The sequence below is a fragment of the Aerosticca soli genome (genome assembly GCF_003967035.1).
Taxonomy (GTDB): Bacteria; Pseudomonadota; Gammaproteobacteria; order Xanthomonadales; family Rhodanobacteraceae; genus Aerosticca; species Aerosticca soli.
This window is the reverse complement of record NZ_AP018560.1, coordinates 539,643-554,258: the sequence shown is the minus strand read 5'-3', so window position 1 is coordinate 554,258 and position 14,616 is coordinate 539,643. Positions and strand designations below refer to the sequence as shown.

The window sequence follows — 14,616 nt, the reverse complement described above, 5'->3', positions numbered from 1 at the left end:
GGTGCCACGATGAAGCGTCCTGAATCGATGAACCTTTCCGCCAAGGCGTGCCGCCTGCTGCGCCCGAAGGCGCTGGCCGGCCCGCTCGCTCTGGTCTGCGGCCTGGCGTGGGCGCAGGTCGGATACCAGAACAGCGGCCCCGTCCTCGGCGATGACGTCATGTACTCGATCGGCGGTGGCAGTGCGGTGTCCATGGGCCGCGCGGCCGGCATGCGCTCCATCGGGGTCGGCGTGGGGTGGAACAGCAACCTGATCTGCGGCGACATGAGCATCCAGACCACGCTGCGCAATCAGCTCAACGGCATCACGAACGGCTTTCAGCAGATCATGAGCAACGTGATCCAGAGCGCGACCAGCGCGGTTGCATCGCTGCCGGCGCTGATCATTCAGCGCGCCGATCCGGGCCTGTACAACCTGCTGACCAACGGCGTGCTGCAGGCGCGGCTGGACTTCGACCGCTCCAAGCTGACGTGCCGCGCCATGGCGGAGAAGATGGCCGAGACTGCGGGTGGCCAGCTTGGCTGGAGCCAGATGGCCGAAGGCATGGCCTTGCGTGACGCGGTTGGCAGCAACGATGCCGTGTCGGCCGTCGAGCAGGCCGAGACGCGCCGCGGCAACGACGGCCTTCCCTGGGTGGGCGGCAGCAATGCCGGTGGCGCAGGCCAGTCCGCCATCCGCGTGGTCGGCGACGTCACCCGCGCGGGCTACAACCTGGTCAACGGGCGCGGCGTGACGGACACATCCTCCATCGCGTCCACCAGTTGCGCGAGCCTGTCCTGCCAGACCTGGACGTCGCCGCAGCAGGCGACCGAATGGGCCACCCGGGTCCTCGGGGAACAGGTGCAGCGCACGTGCGATTCCTGCACCAAGACCGAGACGGTGCCCGGCGTCGGGCTGACGCCGCTGATCCAGGAGGAGTACGAAGCCAAGCTGGAAGTCTTGCAGGAACTGGTTTCCGGCGTGCGCAACACCACCTTCGAGAACTTGCGCGAGGCCGGCAGCACGTCGCTGCCGATCACGCGCGGCGTCATCGAGGCGCTGCGCGACGAGCCGGACCAGGACCTGCTGGCGCGGCGCCTCGCGTCCGAGGTGGCGCTTTCGTCGGTGCTGGAGAAGGCACTGCTGCTCCAGCGCACGCTGCTCACCGGCAAGAAAGAGCCCAACGTGGCAGCCAACGAGTTGGCAGTCGAGGCCGTGAACCACGAGAGCGACACGCTCGACCGGGAGATCCGCAACCTCAAGACCGAACTTGAACTGCGGCGCGAGCTGGCGAACAACTCGCCGATGGCCATCATCCAGCGCCATGGCACGCGCGCGGCAGGCTCGCGCGGCATCTATGAGGGCGATCCGGTGCCCGACCGCCTCGACCAGTTGCAGAAGGGCAATCCGGGAGGCCGGCCATGAGCGCGGAGCGCATGGCCTGGCGCCCCTTGCGCTGGCTCATCAGCCGGCGTGCGGCGAAAGCACTGCTGTGGGCGGCCGTGATCGTCGCCGCTGCGGTGGGCGCCAACATCGCCGGCATCTATCTCGTTGGCAGCGTGGCCGGCTGGGAGCGGTGGCTCGCGGCCGCATCGGGCTACTTCTTCGTGTGGCGGTTGTTCCTGTACGGGGCGACGGCCTGCGGCTGGGTCTGGATGCGGCGGCGGCTGCTGGCGCGCGAGGACAGCACGCTGGCCCGACGCCGGCTGATTCGCGCTGAGGTCGCCGGCATTGTTGCCATCGTGGCGCTGGAAGCCAGCCTGTTGATGCAGGCCGCTTGAGGGGATCGAGGCCATGACGCTTTTCACGACCGACTACCTGGAGTACTACCTAACCCTCGTGTCCTGGATCGTCAACAACGGCATCTGGGCGGTCCTCGTATCCAGCGGGGTATTCGCGCTGCCTTTCGTCGCCATCATCGTGCAGGAGTGGTTGAAGGCCCGTGCGGAAGGCGCCGACGAGGGCAACAAAGGCGTGCTGAGCGCCGCCCGCATCGAGAACCGGGTCTTCGTCGCCATCGTGGTGGTGATGTTCGCCGGCATTCCGTTCATCGACGTGGACCTGAACACCATCCAGTACGACAGCTCGCGCTCGGCCCAGTGCCAGGTCAGCGTGGCGCAGCCCGGGGATACCGGCTGGTCGCAGTCCTTCAGCACCATCAACAACCAGTCGGCGAAGGTGCCGGTGTGGTGGGCGTTCATGCACGCGCTCTCGCGCGCCGTCACGGGCGCTTCGGTGGCAGCGATCCCGTGCGGCACGGACCTGCGGCAGATGCGCATGGAGATCGACGCTACGCGCATCGATGACCCGGTGCTGGCTCAGGAAGTAGCGGATTTCTCGCGGGATTGCTATGGGCCTGCACGGGCCAAATTGTTCATGCAGCGCCCTCAGCTCGATGAGCAGCAGATGCACGACGTGACCTGGATCGGATCGCGGTTCTTCACCGACACGAACGGCTACTACGACACATACCGTTCCAGCACCCCACGCGAGGACTGGCCCTATGACAGCACCCGCGACGCAGGGCTTGCGCAGGTGGCCAGCGGTGGCGGCTACCCGACCTGCCGCCAGTGGTGGAGCGATGGAAGTAACGGCCTGCGGGCACGCCTGCTGGGTCAGGTGGACCCGAGCCTGTTGAGTCGCCTGGCGGGCTGGGCCGGGTTCCTGAGCCGGGCCGAGGTGGACGACTCGGTGATCCGAGCCATCGCGTCACCGCGGCAGCAGAAGTTGAACCAGGGCAGCGTCTATACGGACTACGGAGGCCAGATCGACAAGACCTTGCCGAACATCGTGACACGGGCCACGGGAGACGTTGGGATGGCCGTCGGCGCGATTGCCGCGTTTCCCGCCATGGACGTCGTGAGACAGTCTCTACCCATGGTCCTCGCCTTGCTCAAGATGGCGCTGGTCATCTGCATCCCGCTCGTGCTGGTCGTGGGCACCTATGACCTGAAGACGGTCGTCACGGTCAGCGTCGTGCAATTCGCGCTGTTCTTCGTGGATTTCTGGTTCCAGCTCGCTCGCTGGATCGACAGCACTATCCTCGATGCGCTCTATGGCTGGGGCTTTGGCTGGAACCGGCCACACACGAACTTCGACCCGCTGGTGGGGCTGAACAATGCGTTCGGCGACATGCTCTTGATGTTCGTCGCGGGCACGATGTTCCTGGTGCTGCCAGGATTCTGGCTGGCAAGCCTGACCTGGGTTGGAATTCGGGCGGGACATGCCATTCAGGGGTTGTCGGACGGCAGCAAGAGCGCCGGCCAAGCCGGGGGCAAGGGGGCTGGGGCACTCACGGGAGGCAAGCTGAAGTAGCCCGGAGTCCGTCAGTCGTCGGTGTACAACTCGTGCGACGTATCGTTGTACAGATTGGGATCGTAGCCCGGTGTCTTGCGCAGTTCTGTGAGATCGGTGAAAGGCCACTCGTCCTCGTCAGAGGTATTGGCAGCAGCAGCCCACGCCGCCGCCACGACGCCCAACAACACGAGTGCGAACCAAAAAGCAACGTAGAGCAGCAATCCCACCACAGACAGCTTGACCACCCACACGAGCGCGGTGGCAACGGCCGCCGGCACCCCCTTGGACACCAACCAGTTCGACGCCCGACGTTCGCCGCGCGCGTAGGCGCGCCATCCGCGGCCAAAGGTGCGGCCGAGGCGTTCTGCGGTGCTGATGCGGGTCGTGGTGTTCATGGTCGTCTCCTGCTACAGAGGGATGCCTATTCCAGTTTGGTCCATTTCATTCTGTTTGGGGCTTCAATGTGCTCTCTTGCCGCTTCAGGACGCTTCGTCATCCGGTTCCACCGGCCCGGGATCAGGCTCCACGCCGACGCGATACGTGGCAACGAAGCGCGGCCAGTCCACATGGTCCACCAGGTCGATGTCATCGACAACGCCGACTCTTGCTGCCGCACGCTCGAACAGGGCGATGCTCTTGGCGGGATAGTTGTTGCGCGACGGATAGAGCACCCCGTCGAACAGCGGCTGGCCATCATCGCCGAGCATCGCATGCACCTGGGCGGACACCTGCTGCGTGTGCGTGTAGTCGCGGCTGGCCAACTGTTCCAGGTTCAGGCCGAAGTAACCCGCCATGACACCCTCGGCCGTGAGATCGGCCAAGCGCACGTCGTCCAGGACCCCCACGGCCCGCACGAGCCGGCTCTCGACTTCCTTCAGCGCAATCGAGCGCTTCTCGTCCGCCAGCCACTGGTGCTTGTGAAACACCGACTCCATCAGCGCCGTGGACAGGTCGCGGCCCAGGTAGAGCACGCCGTAGGTCCGCGCCGGGTCGTCGTAGCGATTGGTGCCGCTGCGGCCATAGTACAGCGGGCTGCCCCGATAGACGACGCGGCTCACATGCTGGAGCAGTTCACCCGCATCGATCAAGAACAAGGGCAGTTCGCGGCTCATGGCGGTCTTGCCTCAATGCACCTGGACGCCCAGCACGTTGAACACCGCTTCGGCCACGTCATCGATTGTGCCATGCGTCACCGCATCCACCGGCGAGCGTCCGCCCAAGCCTTCGAGCGGTTCGGATAGTGCGCGGTAGATCGTCCAGTGGTCGATGCCCTCGACCTCTTGAAGCACGGTTTGGGTCAACTGCTGCTTCACCGGGTCGAGCTGCCAGTCGGGCAGCTTCTGGCCGCGCGGCCCCACATTCAGCGCCAGCAGCCGGCGCGCGAGGATGTCCTTGTAGATCTGCTGGCGCGACTTGTCCGCCAGCTTGGCGTACTCGGGGATCGGCAGGTTGTGCGGCTGGTTGAAGGATTCCAGCAACACGGCGCGGCCTCGCTGGACGTCGGTTTCAGTCGGGGTCCAGCGCGTTTCGGTGCGCAGCGCGGCCGCCTTGCGCGCCAGGGCCTGCTCCACCGTTTCGCCTTCGAGGTTGGCTGGCAGTTTTACCGCCTCCACGCGCTCGTGAATGAACGCCTGCAACTCGGCCGCGAAAGCCGGCGCATCCCGGATTTCAACGGTATCCGCGAAACGGCGCACGTCCTCCACGGTGACGCGCGGCAGACGATCGGCAATGAATTCAATGGCGGTGGGCATGGTCATCTCCCAAGCAGGTTTGAGACAGGATTCACTCTAGTCGCCCTTGTCGCATTTGTCAACTTAGTCGCCTGAGCGAGAGCCTACCTGCCGGGGGTAGCGTCCCCGCAGCATAGGCAGGGGCCAGCGCCAGGTCTCCGTCCAATCCATTCGTGCGGGTTCCACATTGACGCTGGAGACGCAACCCAGGCCCGGCTATACCGAAACGGTTAAAGGCCAAAGGGCCGAAACGGCAAGGGAATGGGGTGCAAGGGGAAAGGCCCTACCTCGAAAAGGCGAAAAGGCCTCCCGGCCGGCCCCCCAGAGGACACCCGCATGCTCTCCCTGTTCCAGCGAAAACGGCCCCCGGTCGCTGCCCCGTCGCCAGCGCCCGCCACCGACCTCCCGAAAGGGTTGCTGCGGCCCGAATCGGCCGCATCGCTGCTGGCAACACCGCGCCGGCAGAAGCTGCTGGAACACATCTGGCAGCGCACGTCGCTGTCGCGGCGGCAGTTCGCCACCCTATACCGCACGCCGCTGGAGCACTACGCCGAGTTGGTCCAACAATTCCCCGCATCGGAAAGCCATCACCACGCTTACCCCGGCGGCATGCTGGATCACGGGTTGGAGATCGTCGCCTATGCGCTCAAGCTGCGGCAGTCCCATCTGCTGCCCATTGGCGGCAGTCCCGAAGACCAGGCGGCGCAGTCTGAAGCCTGGACTGCCGCAGTCGCTTATGCCGCGCTGCTGCACGACATCGGCAAGATCGCCGTCGATCTGCACGTCGAACTGTCCGACGGCTCGCTGTGGCACCCCTGGCACGGCCCGCTGCACCAGCCATACCGCTTCCGCTACCGCGACGATCGGGAATATCGGCTCCACAGCGCCGCGACAGGTTTACTCTACCGTCAACTGCTCGACCGTGATGCCCTGGACTGGCTCAGTGGCTATCCCGACCTGTGGGGACCGCTGCTCTACGTCCTGGCCGGCCAGTACGAGCGCGCCGGCGTGCTGGGCGAACTTGTCGTGCAGGCCGACCGGGCTTCGGTGGCCCAGGAACTGGGCGGCGATCCGGCCCGCGCCATGGCTGCACACAAGCATGCGCTGCAGCGCAAGTTGCTCGACGGGCTGCGCTACCTGCTCAAGGAACAGTTGAAGCTGAACCAGCCGGAAGCCTCCGATGGCTGGATCACCGAGGATGCCTTGTGGCTGGTAAGCAAGACGGTCTCGGACAAGCTGCGTGCGCACCTGCTGTCACTAGGCGTCGACGGCATCCCCGCGAGCAACACCGCCGTCTTCAACGTGCTGCAGGATCACGGCATGTTGCAACCGACGCCGGACGGCAAGGCGGTCTGGCGCGCGACCGTGACCAGCACGACTGGCTGGTCCCACTCATTCACCCTGCTGCGTCTCGCTCCCGCGCTGATTTGGGAGTCTGGAGAGCGGCCAGCGCCCTTCGCAGGGGCAGTGGCAATCGACGGGACACCGGCACCCAACAATGCCGATGCCTTGGTGCCCTCGCCGGCAATGACGGCAAAGCCAGCCACCGACGATCAAGAGTCCCTTCCATGGGAGGGCGTCGACGCCGCGACTCCGGTTCACTTGCCTGCCGCACAAGCCGCACCCGATGTCATGGAGGACCTGCTGGCGATGGTAGGAATCGGCGATTTGCTTGTTCCCCAACAGGATGCGGAAGCCGTCTCGGGCGACGCACCCGCCGCTGGCCCTCAAACGCCACCGCCAACCTCGATGGTGCCCGTGCCGTCATCAGCGCCGGTGCCCACGTCCTCGTCGGCGCAGCCATCGGGCGAGCACTTCATGGCGTGGCTGAAACAAGGTATCGCTACCCGCCGGCTGGTCATCAACGACGCGAAGGCGCTCGTGCATACGGTGGGCGACACGGCCTACCTGGTCAGCCCCGGGGTATTCCAACGCTACGCACAAGAACACCCCCAGGTCGGGACTCTCGCCAAGCAGGAGAACCAGCAGGATTGGCAATGGGTACAAAAGCGCTTCGAGCGCCTGCAACTGCATCGCAAAAAGCCCAGGGGCCTGAACATCTGGACGTGCGATGTCACAGGCCCCAGGAAGTCCCGCCGCCTGTATGGCTATCTATTGCACGATGTTCGGCTCCTGTTCGCAGAGCCACCACCGAACAATCCTTACTTGTCACTTCTCGCGTAACCGGCGGCTCAAGAGCCGTCCAAAAATGCGACGCGGCGGACCAATCCGCAACGGCGCGAATCAGAACGTCGATATCGCTTGACCTCAAGTTTTGAGGCTTTGTAATGCCGCCGAGGTCGGTTTGCGCGCGCGTTCTGCGACGAGACGAGAAGCCGACAACCAACGGGATTCGATCTCTGCCGCATCTGTCGCTCATGGTCTTGCGCTGCCAAGAAAGCAGCGTCAGGGGACAGCGTGCAGCGCGATCGCGCTCGCTTCATTCGCTTTACGACCTGACCACGGAACCTGTTCAGATGACGACTTCCAGCTCCGACCCTCGCGGCGTGCGCCTGCTTTGGATACTGATCTCCCTCAGCGCGATGGCGCTCGCAGGTTGTAAAGAGAACGCCGGAGCTGGCGCCGGAGGCCATCCACCGCCGCCGCAAGTCAGCGTCGCGCAGGTCGAGATCAAGCCCATCACGTAATGGGACGAATACGAGCTGCGCCCACGGGTGTCTGGCTACGTCGAGCGGGTCGCCTATCGCGAAGGAGACGAGGTCAAGAAGGGCGATGTGCTCTTCATGATCGATGCCCGAAGCTACCGCGCGGAACTGGCCCGGGCCCAGGCGCAATTGACCCGGGCGCGCAGCGAAGCCGGCCGCAGCAGAAGCGAGGCGCAACGTGCCAAGGTGCTGGTCGAGCAGCAGGCTGTCTCCACCGAGGCCTGGGAGCAGCGCCGCGCCGCTGACGAGTCCGCGCAGGCTGAGGTGCAGGCCGCGCAGGCTGCGGTGGAGACGGCGCAGTTGAACCTGGAGAGGACCCAAGTGCGCTCGCCCATCAACGGGCGCGCCAGCCGTGCCCGCTTTACCGCAGGCAACCTGGTGGCCGCCAGCGATGCAGCCAGTGTGCTAACCACCATCGTGTTCCAGGACAGGGTCTATACCTACTTTGAGGCCGATGAGAAGGCGTTCCTGCGCTACTCGCGCATGGCGCGCAAGGGAGAGCGCCCCAGCGAGCGAGGCGGCCAGCTGCCGGTCCAGATCGCCCTGGCGGACAAGGCGGACTTCTCTCACACCGGCACGGTGGACTTCCTCGACAACCAGGTGGACCGGGGCAGCGGCACGATCGCCGTGCGCGCGGTGCTGGACAACAAGGATCGCGTTTTCACGCCGGGCCTCTATACCCGCGTGCGACTGGTCGGCAGCGGCGAATTCTCGGCCGTGTTGATCGACGACAAGGCGGTGCTGACCGACCACGACCGTAACTACGTCTACATCGTAGACAAGGATGGACTGGCGCAGCGACGTGATGTGAAACTGGGTGGCAGTTCCCATTGGCTGCGCATCGTGCGAGGGGGGCTGGCGGCGGGCGACCGCGTGATCGTCAACGGCGCGCAGAAGGTGTTCTTGCCGGGCATGCCTGTGCAGGCCACGGCGGTGCCCATGGTGGCTGCTGCGGCGCCCGCGTCCGCCACCAAATGAAGCACCACGCCGGAGCGCGCCACCGATCGGACGTATCACACAACGAGCGGCGCGGCGCGCTTCCCCCTGGACTCCTTTCAAGGTATTAGCCCATGGACCTCTCCAAGTTCTTCATGGACAGGCCGATCTTCGCGGCTGTGCTGTCGATCGTCATCTTCGTCTCGGGCCTGCTCGCGATCCCGGCGCTGCCGATCAGCGAATATCCCAAGGTCGTGGTGCGCGCCGTGTATCCGGGCGCCAACCCCAAGGTGATTGCCGAGACCGTGGCGACACCCCTGGAGGAGCAGATCAACGGCGTCGAAGGCATGATGTACATCAAGTCTGTCGCCGGCTCCGACGGCGTGCTGGTGACCACGGTCACCTTCCGTTCTGGCATCAACGCCGATGACGCGACGGTGCGGGTACAAAACCGCGTCGCCCAGGCTCAGGCCCGGCTGCCCGCGATGTGGTGCGCCAGGGCATCACCGTCCAAAAGCAGTCCCCCGCCTTCCTGATGGTGGTGCACCTGACATCGCCCGATAAGCAGTACGACACGCTGTACCTTCGCAACTACGCCCGGCTGCACGTCAAGGACAGTTGCACATCGAGCCGCGCAAGACCGACAACGAGTAGTCCTGTCCCAAGCAGTCGGGCGTCCCGGCGTGCCGCCGTCGCGCTGTCGTGCTGCGCATTGAGCCTCGCTGCGCGAGTCTCGCCCCTGTCGGGCTTCCATCGCTGGCGCCTCCGGCCCGGCTCGCTGATCCGTGCCTGCGCGCTCCGCTTGCCGAAAACCGGCGTGCGTGGGTGGCGTGAGGGGGCGGTCTTGCTGTGTCCCTTCGCCGACGACCACGCCGCGCAGGAAGCCACGTTCTATGGTGCGCCGGAATGGCAGCGCAGCCCGTCCAAGCTGCGCGAGCGCCTGACCGAGCGCGAAATCGACGCCGCGCACGCGCTGGTGCGCTTCGTCGGGCTGGACGCCTACCGGCAGGCAGGCGGCGGCATCCGCCGCGACCTGTTCGCGGAAGGCGATGCCGGAACCTACCTCACCGATACCGCAGTGCTGGAAACGCTCGTGCGCGACAAGCTGGCAACGCTGGCCGAGGACGTGCGCGCCGAGGGCTGGGCATGGGTGGAGGCCGTGCCGCATCTGGCCTACGAGGAACGGCAGGCGTTCCAGAACGCCCCGCGCCACCGCCGCGAGCCGACCACCCGCGAGGCCCGCCGCATCGCCTCGCTGGAAACCCGCCTCGAAAAGATCGACGCCGAACTGGAAGAAGCCTGCGACGCCGAGGACGAGGCCAAGGCCGAGAAGCTGGAACAGCGGCGCGATCAGGTGGTCGGAGAACTGCAAGACGCGGAGAATGCCTTGCAAGGCTACGCCCCCGAAGTGCGCGAGGTGGCCGGTGCCATCGTCACCATCGACCGCAACGGCGAGGCTGTTATTCATCGCGGCCTGCTGCGCGAAGCCGAGGCCAAGGCGCTGCGCACGCTGGAAAAGCTGCGGCGCGGCTTCGGCAGCACCGAAGGCGAAGCCGCCAACGAGGAGCACGAGGACGCCGACGACCCGCCCAAGGCCGCGAGCCTGTCCGACCAGCTGGCGCAGCGGTTGAGCGCCCACCGCACGGCGGCGCTGCAAATCGAAGTGGCCCGGCATCCGCACGTCGCGCTGGCCGCGCTGGTGCATGGCATGGTGCAGAAGGTTTTGCAGGACAGCTACCACGGCCACGACCTGCCGCTGGGCGTGAGCCTGAAAGTGCAAGACCGGCTGGAAGGCATGGCCCCGGACTGGCCGGAGTCGCCCGCCGCTGTGGCGCTGCGCGAACTGCAACAGGTAGCCGGGGAAGCCTTGCCGGAGGACAGCGCCGAACTGTTCGCCGCGCTGCTGGCGAAGTCGCAAGACGAACTGGTGCGGCTGCTGGCCGTGTGCGTGGCTTCCACGGTGGACGTGGTGACGCCCCGTGCCACGCCGCACCAGCCCGGCGCAGAACTGGCGCAGGCCGTGGGCCTCGACATGGCCGCATGGTGGAAGCCGACCGCAGAAGGCTACTTCAAGCACGTTTCCAAGGCCGTGATTCTGGATGCCGTGGGCGCGTTTGCACCGGAATTCGTCACCCGGCTGGCGAAGCTCAAGAAGGCCGACATTGCCAGCGAGGCCGAGCGGCTGGCCGATGGCACCGGCTGGATGCCCGCCATCTTCAAGGCCGAAGGCCCGCAGGAGGCCGCGCAGGAAGAAGGCCCGGAGCAGGACGCCCCGGAGGATACCGAGGCAATGGCGGATGAACCCGCCGAGGCACTGGCCGCTTGACCCGCGCCGAAGGCAAGCGCCCCGGCCTCGACCGGGGCGCTTCGCTTTGTGTGGTGGCGCATCGAGACGAAGGAATAACCGCGATCAGCACCGCGCCCAGGCCGTTCCGCCCTGGGCGCGGTGGACGCGAAATCCGGGTGCGACAGTGGCCGCGCCCGGTGTTCAAGGCCAATAGCCGAATTAAAACGCCGCCGCCTTCGCGCTGGCTCAGGCGGCGGCGTTGAAGGCATCGCTGTAGTGCGCGATGCCTTCCGGCACTGTCCCATGCAGGGCCAGCGCCATGAAATAGCCGGGCGGCACGCCCGGCAGTTGCAAGCCCGCATGGGCCTGGAAGCCAAAGCGCGTGTAGTACGTTGGATCTCCCAGCAGCACGCAGCCTGCGGCCTGCATAGCCCGCAGTTCAGACAGCGCCTGTTCCATCAGGCGCGAACCGATGCCTCGCCCCTGCCTTGGCGGCAGGACGGAGATCGGCCCCAACCCATACCAGCCCTCGGTCTTTCGCCTGTGCTCATGGGTGATCGTTACTGGCGACAGCGCGACGTGACCGACGACGCGCCCATGTTCTTCGGCCACGATGGAAAGCGTCAGTTCGTTGGCGGCACGCAAGGCGCGCACGATGAATTGCTCGGTGTGGCTGGTGTGTGGTGCATCAGCGAAGGCGGCGGTCGTGACCGCTTCGATGGCGGCAATGTCGTCGGCGGTTTCGTGTCGGAGCTGGATGGTCAGGGTGTGCCACATGAGATTCAGACGCCCATCGCCATGACCCAGCCCACCAGCCCGGCTAACAGCACCACGAGCGCCGGCGGCACGCGCCCCACCGTCAGCAGTCCGAACGAGAGCAGCGCCAGCCCAAAATCCGCCTTGCTGTGGATGGCACTCGTCCATACCGGGTCATAGAGGGCGGACACCAGAATACCGACCACGCCGGCGTTGATGCCGGCCATGGCCGTCTGGATGCCCGCGCGGTGGCGCAGCCCTTCCCAGAACGGCAGTGCACCGACCAGCATGAAAAAAGGTTCTTCACCCAACTCCGGGGAAGGCCGCCCGGATCTTGAGGAAGAAGTAGGCGTCATCGCGGTAGCCGTAGGCGATGCGCTTGATGACCTTGATCTTGTTGTTGATGCCTTCGAGCAGCCCGGTATGCAGGGGCCAGCGCACCCGGCTGAGGATGCCGCGCCAGTAAGGTTTGAGGCATTGAGCGAAGTGGGTCAGGGCGGGGATGCCGCTTTCCTGGGCATGGCGTAGCCATTGTTTCCAGGCTGCCCGCCACGCCCAGGCTGTCGGTGCGTTCCACAGCGCCTTGAGCTGTTCTTTCATCACGTAGGCCGTCATCAGCGGCCGGTTGGCCGCCAGTACCTCGTCCAGCCGGATGTGTTCGGCTTCCTTCAGGCGCCGAGGATTGCGCAGCAGCAGCCAGTGGGCGCGCTTGACCACTCGGCGCGCCGGCTTGTCGTGACGCAGCTGATTGGCCGCGTCCACCCGCACCCGGCCAATCACCTCGCGTCCGTACTTGGCGACCACGTGGAACAGGTCGTACACCACGCGGGCATTCGGGCAGTGCTGGCGCACTTCCAGGTCGTAGGCCGTGTTCATGTCCATGGCCACGGCCTCGATAAGGGCGCAACGCGCCGGCCCGAGCTGTTCGAAGAACGGCCTGATCTCGACTCGCGAACGGCCGCGCCCCACCCACAGCACCCGCTTGCGCTCCACATCGACCACCACAGTGGCGTAGCGATGGCCCTTCTGGATCGCGAACTCGTCCATGGCGATCCGGCGCACGCCCTCCAGATCCACCGGCCCCAGATCGCGCTCCAGTGCCCGCCAGTCGATGGCCTTGGCCGTCTTCCAGTCGATGCCATGCCAACGCGCCGCGTGCAGCACCGACGTCACTGCACACAGCCGGGCCACGCTGTCGGCCAGACGCCGCGTTACCCGCGCATGCGGATCCAGCCAGTCCAACTGTTCCAGCCGCGGCCCGCAGCCCTGGCAAGCCAGCCGAAGACGCGGCACGTGCAGCTCCACCGGCGCACCGAACACGGGCAACTCGCGAATGCGCCGCATCGTCCAGTCATGGATGGCCACGACCGCCTGCCCACAGCCCGTGCATTGCCGCTGCGCCCCCGGCGTCGGCTCCAACTCGATCACCAGCCAGCGCTGCTGCCTGCGCAGCTCATAACGCCACTTGCCAACTCGGTATCCCGTCCAGCCGCCCAGACGGGACATACAATCCTGCTCGGCCACGGCCGGCCCCAGTTTGTTGCCTCAAGAACAGCAAGTCTGACCCGTCGGCCGTGCGCCTCTCTCCACTCAGTTGGGAGAAGAACCTGAAAAAAGCGGGGAGGAAGATCGTGCCCAGGAGTGCCAGCCCGCCGATCCAGCCATGCAGCGGTCCGTGGGCGACCGCGCCGAGGTAGGCCGAGAAAGTGAACAGCGGCCCCGGCACGGCCTGCGCCGCACCGTAGCCGGCCAGGAAGTCGGCATTGCTCACGACGCCGCTGGGCACCACCGAGGCCTGCAGCAGCGGCAGCACAACGTGTCCACCGCCGAAGACCAGTGCACCGGAGCGGTACACCCCTTCCAGCAGGGCTATGGTGGACGAGTCCGTGGCTGCCGCCCACAGGGGCAGCCCGACGAGCGGTGCGGCAAACAGCAGCAGCGCCACGATGCCCAGCTTGCGCGAGACGGGGTAGCTGTGGGCGTGGCCGCCGCCGGGTTGCGCGATCTTCAATGTCCACCAGCCCAGCAGCCCTGCCACCGCGATGGCGGCAAGCTGTCCCGCGGCCGAGGGCAGGACCATGGTCAGCAGCGCCGCCAGAATGGCCAGCGCGGCGCGCGGCCGGTCCGGGCACAACGACTTGGCCATCCCCCAGACCGCTTGCGCCACGATGGCCACGGCGACGACCTTGAGCCCGTGCACCCAGCCGGACTGGGCCAGCCCCTGGTACTCGGCGATGCCAAAGGCGAACAGGATCAGCGCAATCGCCGATGGCAAGGTGAATCCGGCCCAGGCCGCCAGCAGCCCCAGCCAGCCCGCGCGGCCCAACCCCAGCGCCATACCGACCTGGCTGCTGGCCGGCCCCGGCAGGAACTGGCACAGGGCGACCAGATCGGAGTAGCTGCGGTCATCCAGCCAGCGGCGACGCTCGACGAACTCCGAGCGGAAATAGCCCAGATGCGCGATCGGCCCGCCGAAGGAGGTCAGCCCCAGCTTGAGGAAGGCGCCGAAGACTTCGACGGGTGAGCCGCGCGCGGCAGCGGCCTCATGCTGCAAGGTGTTGGTGGAATCTGTCATTTGTGCATCGCCTCCCCGGTGAACTCCCGGATGCGGTCCTTGGCCAGCGCCAAGCCTTCCTTGCCCTTGGGCGTGATCGTGTAGAGCTTGCGCACGGTGCGCCCTTCACGCTCCTGGCGGGAGACGAGGTAGCCGTCGCGCTCCATCTTGTGCAGCATCGGGTACAGCGTTCCGGGGGAGAGGCGGTAGCCGTGGTGGGCCAGCTCGTCGATCATCCATTGCCCGTAGATCTCCTGCTCGGCTGCGTGGTGCAGCACATGCAGGCGGATCAGCCCCGACAGCAGGTCGTGGTGCTCCATGGCACGTGGAGTAGGTTTCTCTTTCATATCGAATATCGATAACGAAATTCGATAATACCAGCCTCACTTCAGATTGCCTGCCGCTTGTGCG

13 protein-coding genes and 2 pseudogenes are annotated in these 14,616 nt (G+C 66.1%); 7 read left to right on the top strand and 8 right to left on the bottom strand.

Annotated elements, in window-relative coordinates; genetic code table 11:
* Positions 1–9 precede the first annotated feature (9 nt).
* From ALSL_RS02425 to ALSL_RS02415, 3 genes are read left to right on the top strand one after another with little or no spacing between them, the layout of a single operon-like run.
* The gene (locus ALSL_RS02425; protein ID WP_003109770.1) at positions 10–1,404 is read left to right on the top strand and encodes an integrating conjugative element protein; all 1,395 of its coding nucleotides are present in this window, start codon (positions 10–12) and stop codon (positions 1,402–1,404) included.
* Positions 1,401–1,760 carry a hypothetical protein gene (locus tag ALSL_RS02420; RefSeq protein WP_003090212.1) on the top strand — a complete coding sequence of 120 codons (360 nt, stop codon included), beginning with the start codon at positions 1,401–1,403 and terminating at the stop codon, positions 1,758–1,760. Before ALSL_RS02425 ends, ALSL_RS02420 begins: the two co-directional genes overlap by 4 nt.
* A gap of 13 nt (positions 1,761–1,773) precedes the next feature.
* Positions 1,774–3,294, top strand: a complete 1,521-nt coding sequence (locus ALSL_RS02415) for a conjugal transfer protein TraG N-terminal domain-containing protein (protein ID WP_003090214.1) — start codon at positions 1,774–1,776, stop codon at positions 3,292–3,294.
* An 11-nt stretch (positions 3,295–3,305) separates the two neighbouring features.
* Here the strand turns inward: ALSL_RS02415 and ALSL_RS02410 are convergent, their stop codons facing one another.
* The 3 genes from ALSL_RS02410 to ALSL_RS02400 all read right to left on the bottom strand — a co-directional run bounded on the left by ALSL_RS02410 (position 3,306) and on the right by ALSL_RS02400 (position 5,027).
* Positions 3,306–3,671 (bottom strand): DUF3742 family protein, encoded by a 366-nt coding sequence (locus ALSL_RS02410; protein ID WP_003090216.1) that lies wholly within the window; start codon positions 3,669–3,671, stop codon positions 3,306–3,308.
* Between the two features lie 84 nt (positions 3,672–3,755).
* Complete coding sequence (locus ALSL_RS02405) at positions 3,756–4,388, bottom strand: RES family NAD+ phosphorylase (RefSeq protein ID WP_003090219.1); 633 nt, start codon at positions 4,386–4,388, stop codon at positions 3,756–3,758.
* A 12-nt stretch (positions 4,389–4,400) separates the two neighbouring features.
* Positions 4,401–5,027, bottom strand: a complete 627-nt coding sequence (locus ALSL_RS02400) for a hypothetical protein (protein ID WP_003109769.1) — start codon at positions 5,025–5,027, stop codon at positions 4,401–4,403.
* Between the two features lie 315 nt (positions 5,028–5,342).
* Here ALSL_RS02400 and mobH point away from each other — a divergent pair, with 315 nt between their 5' ends.
* The 4 genes and pseudogenes from mobH (at position 5,343) to ALSL_RS02375 (ending at position 10,934) form a co-directional block, all read left to right on the top strand.
* Positions 5,343–7,190 (top strand): MobH family relaxase, encoded by a 1,848-nt coding sequence (gene mobH / locus ALSL_RS02390; RefSeq protein WP_003109768.1) that lies wholly within the window; start codon positions 5,343–5,345, stop codon positions 7,188–7,190.
* A 293-nt stretch (positions 7,191–7,483) separates the two neighbouring features.
* A pseudogene (locus tag ALSL_RS02385) lies at positions 7,484–8,650 on the top strand (efflux RND transporter periplasmic adaptor subunit).
* A 92-nt stretch (positions 8,651–8,742) separates the two neighbouring features.
* Positions 8,743–9,224, top strand: a pseudogene (locus ALSL_RS02380) (efflux RND transporter permease subunit); the annotation flags it as partial.
* The gene (locus ALSL_RS02375) at positions 9,210–10,934 is read left to right on the top strand and encodes a chromosome partitioning protein ParB (protein WP_425479009.1); all 1,725 of its coding nucleotides are present in this window, start codon (positions 9,210–9,212) and stop codon (positions 10,932–10,934) included. The pseudogene ALSL_RS02380 and the gene ALSL_RS02375, both read left to right, overlap by 15 nt.
* A gap of 207 nt (positions 10,935–11,141) precedes the next feature.
* On the opposite strand, the gene ALSL_RS02370 is transcribed toward ALSL_RS02375, so the two are convergent.
* The 5 genes from ALSL_RS02370 to ALSL_RS02350 are packed head-to-tail and all read right to left on the bottom strand — an operon-like array spanning position 11,142 to position 14,552.
* Positions 11,142–11,672 (bottom strand): GNAT family N-acetyltransferase, encoded by a 531-nt coding sequence (locus ALSL_RS02370; RefSeq protein WP_003107230.1) that lies wholly within the window; start codon positions 11,670–11,672, stop codon positions 11,142–11,144.
* Between the two features lie 5 nt (positions 11,673–11,677).
* On the bottom strand, positions 11,678–11,941 hold the full coding sequence (locus ALSL_RS02365; RefSeq protein WP_231700275.1) for a chromate transporter: 264 nt from the start codon (positions 11,939–11,941) through the stop codon (positions 11,678–11,680).
* A 13-nt stretch (positions 11,942–11,954) separates the two neighbouring features.
* Positions 11,955–13,175 carry an ISL3 family transposase gene (locus tag ALSL_RS02360; RefSeq protein ID WP_126536004.1) on the bottom strand — a complete coding sequence of 407 codons (1,221 nt, stop codon included), beginning with the start codon at positions 13,173–13,175 and terminating at the stop codon, positions 11,955–11,957.
* Positions 13,105–14,226 (bottom strand): chromate efflux transporter, encoded by a 1,122-nt coding sequence (chrA, locus tag ALSL_RS02355; RefSeq protein WP_425479001.1) that lies wholly within the window; start codon positions 14,224–14,226, stop codon positions 13,105–13,107. The genes ALSL_RS02360 and chrA overlap by 71 nt, the downstream gene beginning before the upstream one ends.
* Positions 14,223–14,552, bottom strand: a complete 330-nt coding sequence (locus ALSL_RS02350) for a PadR family transcriptional regulator (RefSeq protein WP_015014846.1) — start codon at positions 14,550–14,552, stop codon at positions 14,223–14,225. Before ALSL_RS02350 ends, chrA begins: the two co-directional genes overlap by 4 nt.
* Positions 14,553–14,616: the final 64 nt, after the last annotated feature.

Coding starts and splice junctions, on each gene's coding strand:
- ALSL_RS02370 (WP_003107230.1), bottom strand. CDS start 11,672: ATGTGGCACACCCTGACCATCCAGCTCCGACACGAAACCGCCGACGAC.
- ALSL_RS02400 (WP_003109769.1), bottom strand. CDS start 5,027: ATGCCCACCGCCATTGAATTCATTGCCGATCGTCTGCCGCGCGTCACC.
- ALSL_RS02365 (WP_231700275.1), bottom strand. CDS start 11,941: ATGCTGGTCGGTGCACTGCCGTTCTGGGAAGGGCTGCGCCACCGCGCG.
- ALSL_RS02350 (WP_015014846.1), bottom strand. CDS start 14,552: ATGAAAGAGAAACCTACTCCACGTGCCATGGAGCACCACGACCTGCTG.
- ALSL_RS02405 (WP_003090219.1), bottom strand. CDS start 4,388: ATGAGCCGCGAACTGCCCTTGTTCTTGATCGATGCGGGTGAACTGCTC.
- ALSL_RS02420 (WP_003090212.1), top strand. CDS start 1,401: ATGAGCGCGGAGCGCATGGCCTGGCGCCCCTTGCGCTGGCTCATCAGC.
- chrA (WP_425479001.1), bottom strand. CDS start 14,226: ATGACAGATTCCACCAACACCTTGCAGCATGAGGCCGCTGCCGCGCGC.
- ALSL_RS02425 (WP_003109770.1), top strand. CDS start 10: ATGAAGCGTCCTGAATCGATGAACCTTTCCGCCAAGGCGTGCCGCCTG.
- mobH (WP_003109768.1), top strand. CDS start 5,343: ATGCTCTCCCTGTTCCAGCGAAAACGGCCCCCGGTCGCTGCCCCGTCG.
- ALSL_RS02410 (WP_003090216.1), bottom strand. CDS start 3,671: ATGAACACCACGACCCGCATCAGCACCGCAGAACGCCTCGGCCGCACC.
- ALSL_RS02415 (WP_003090214.1), top strand. CDS start 1,774: ATGACGCTTTTCACGACCGACTACCTGGAGTACTACCTAACCCTCGTG.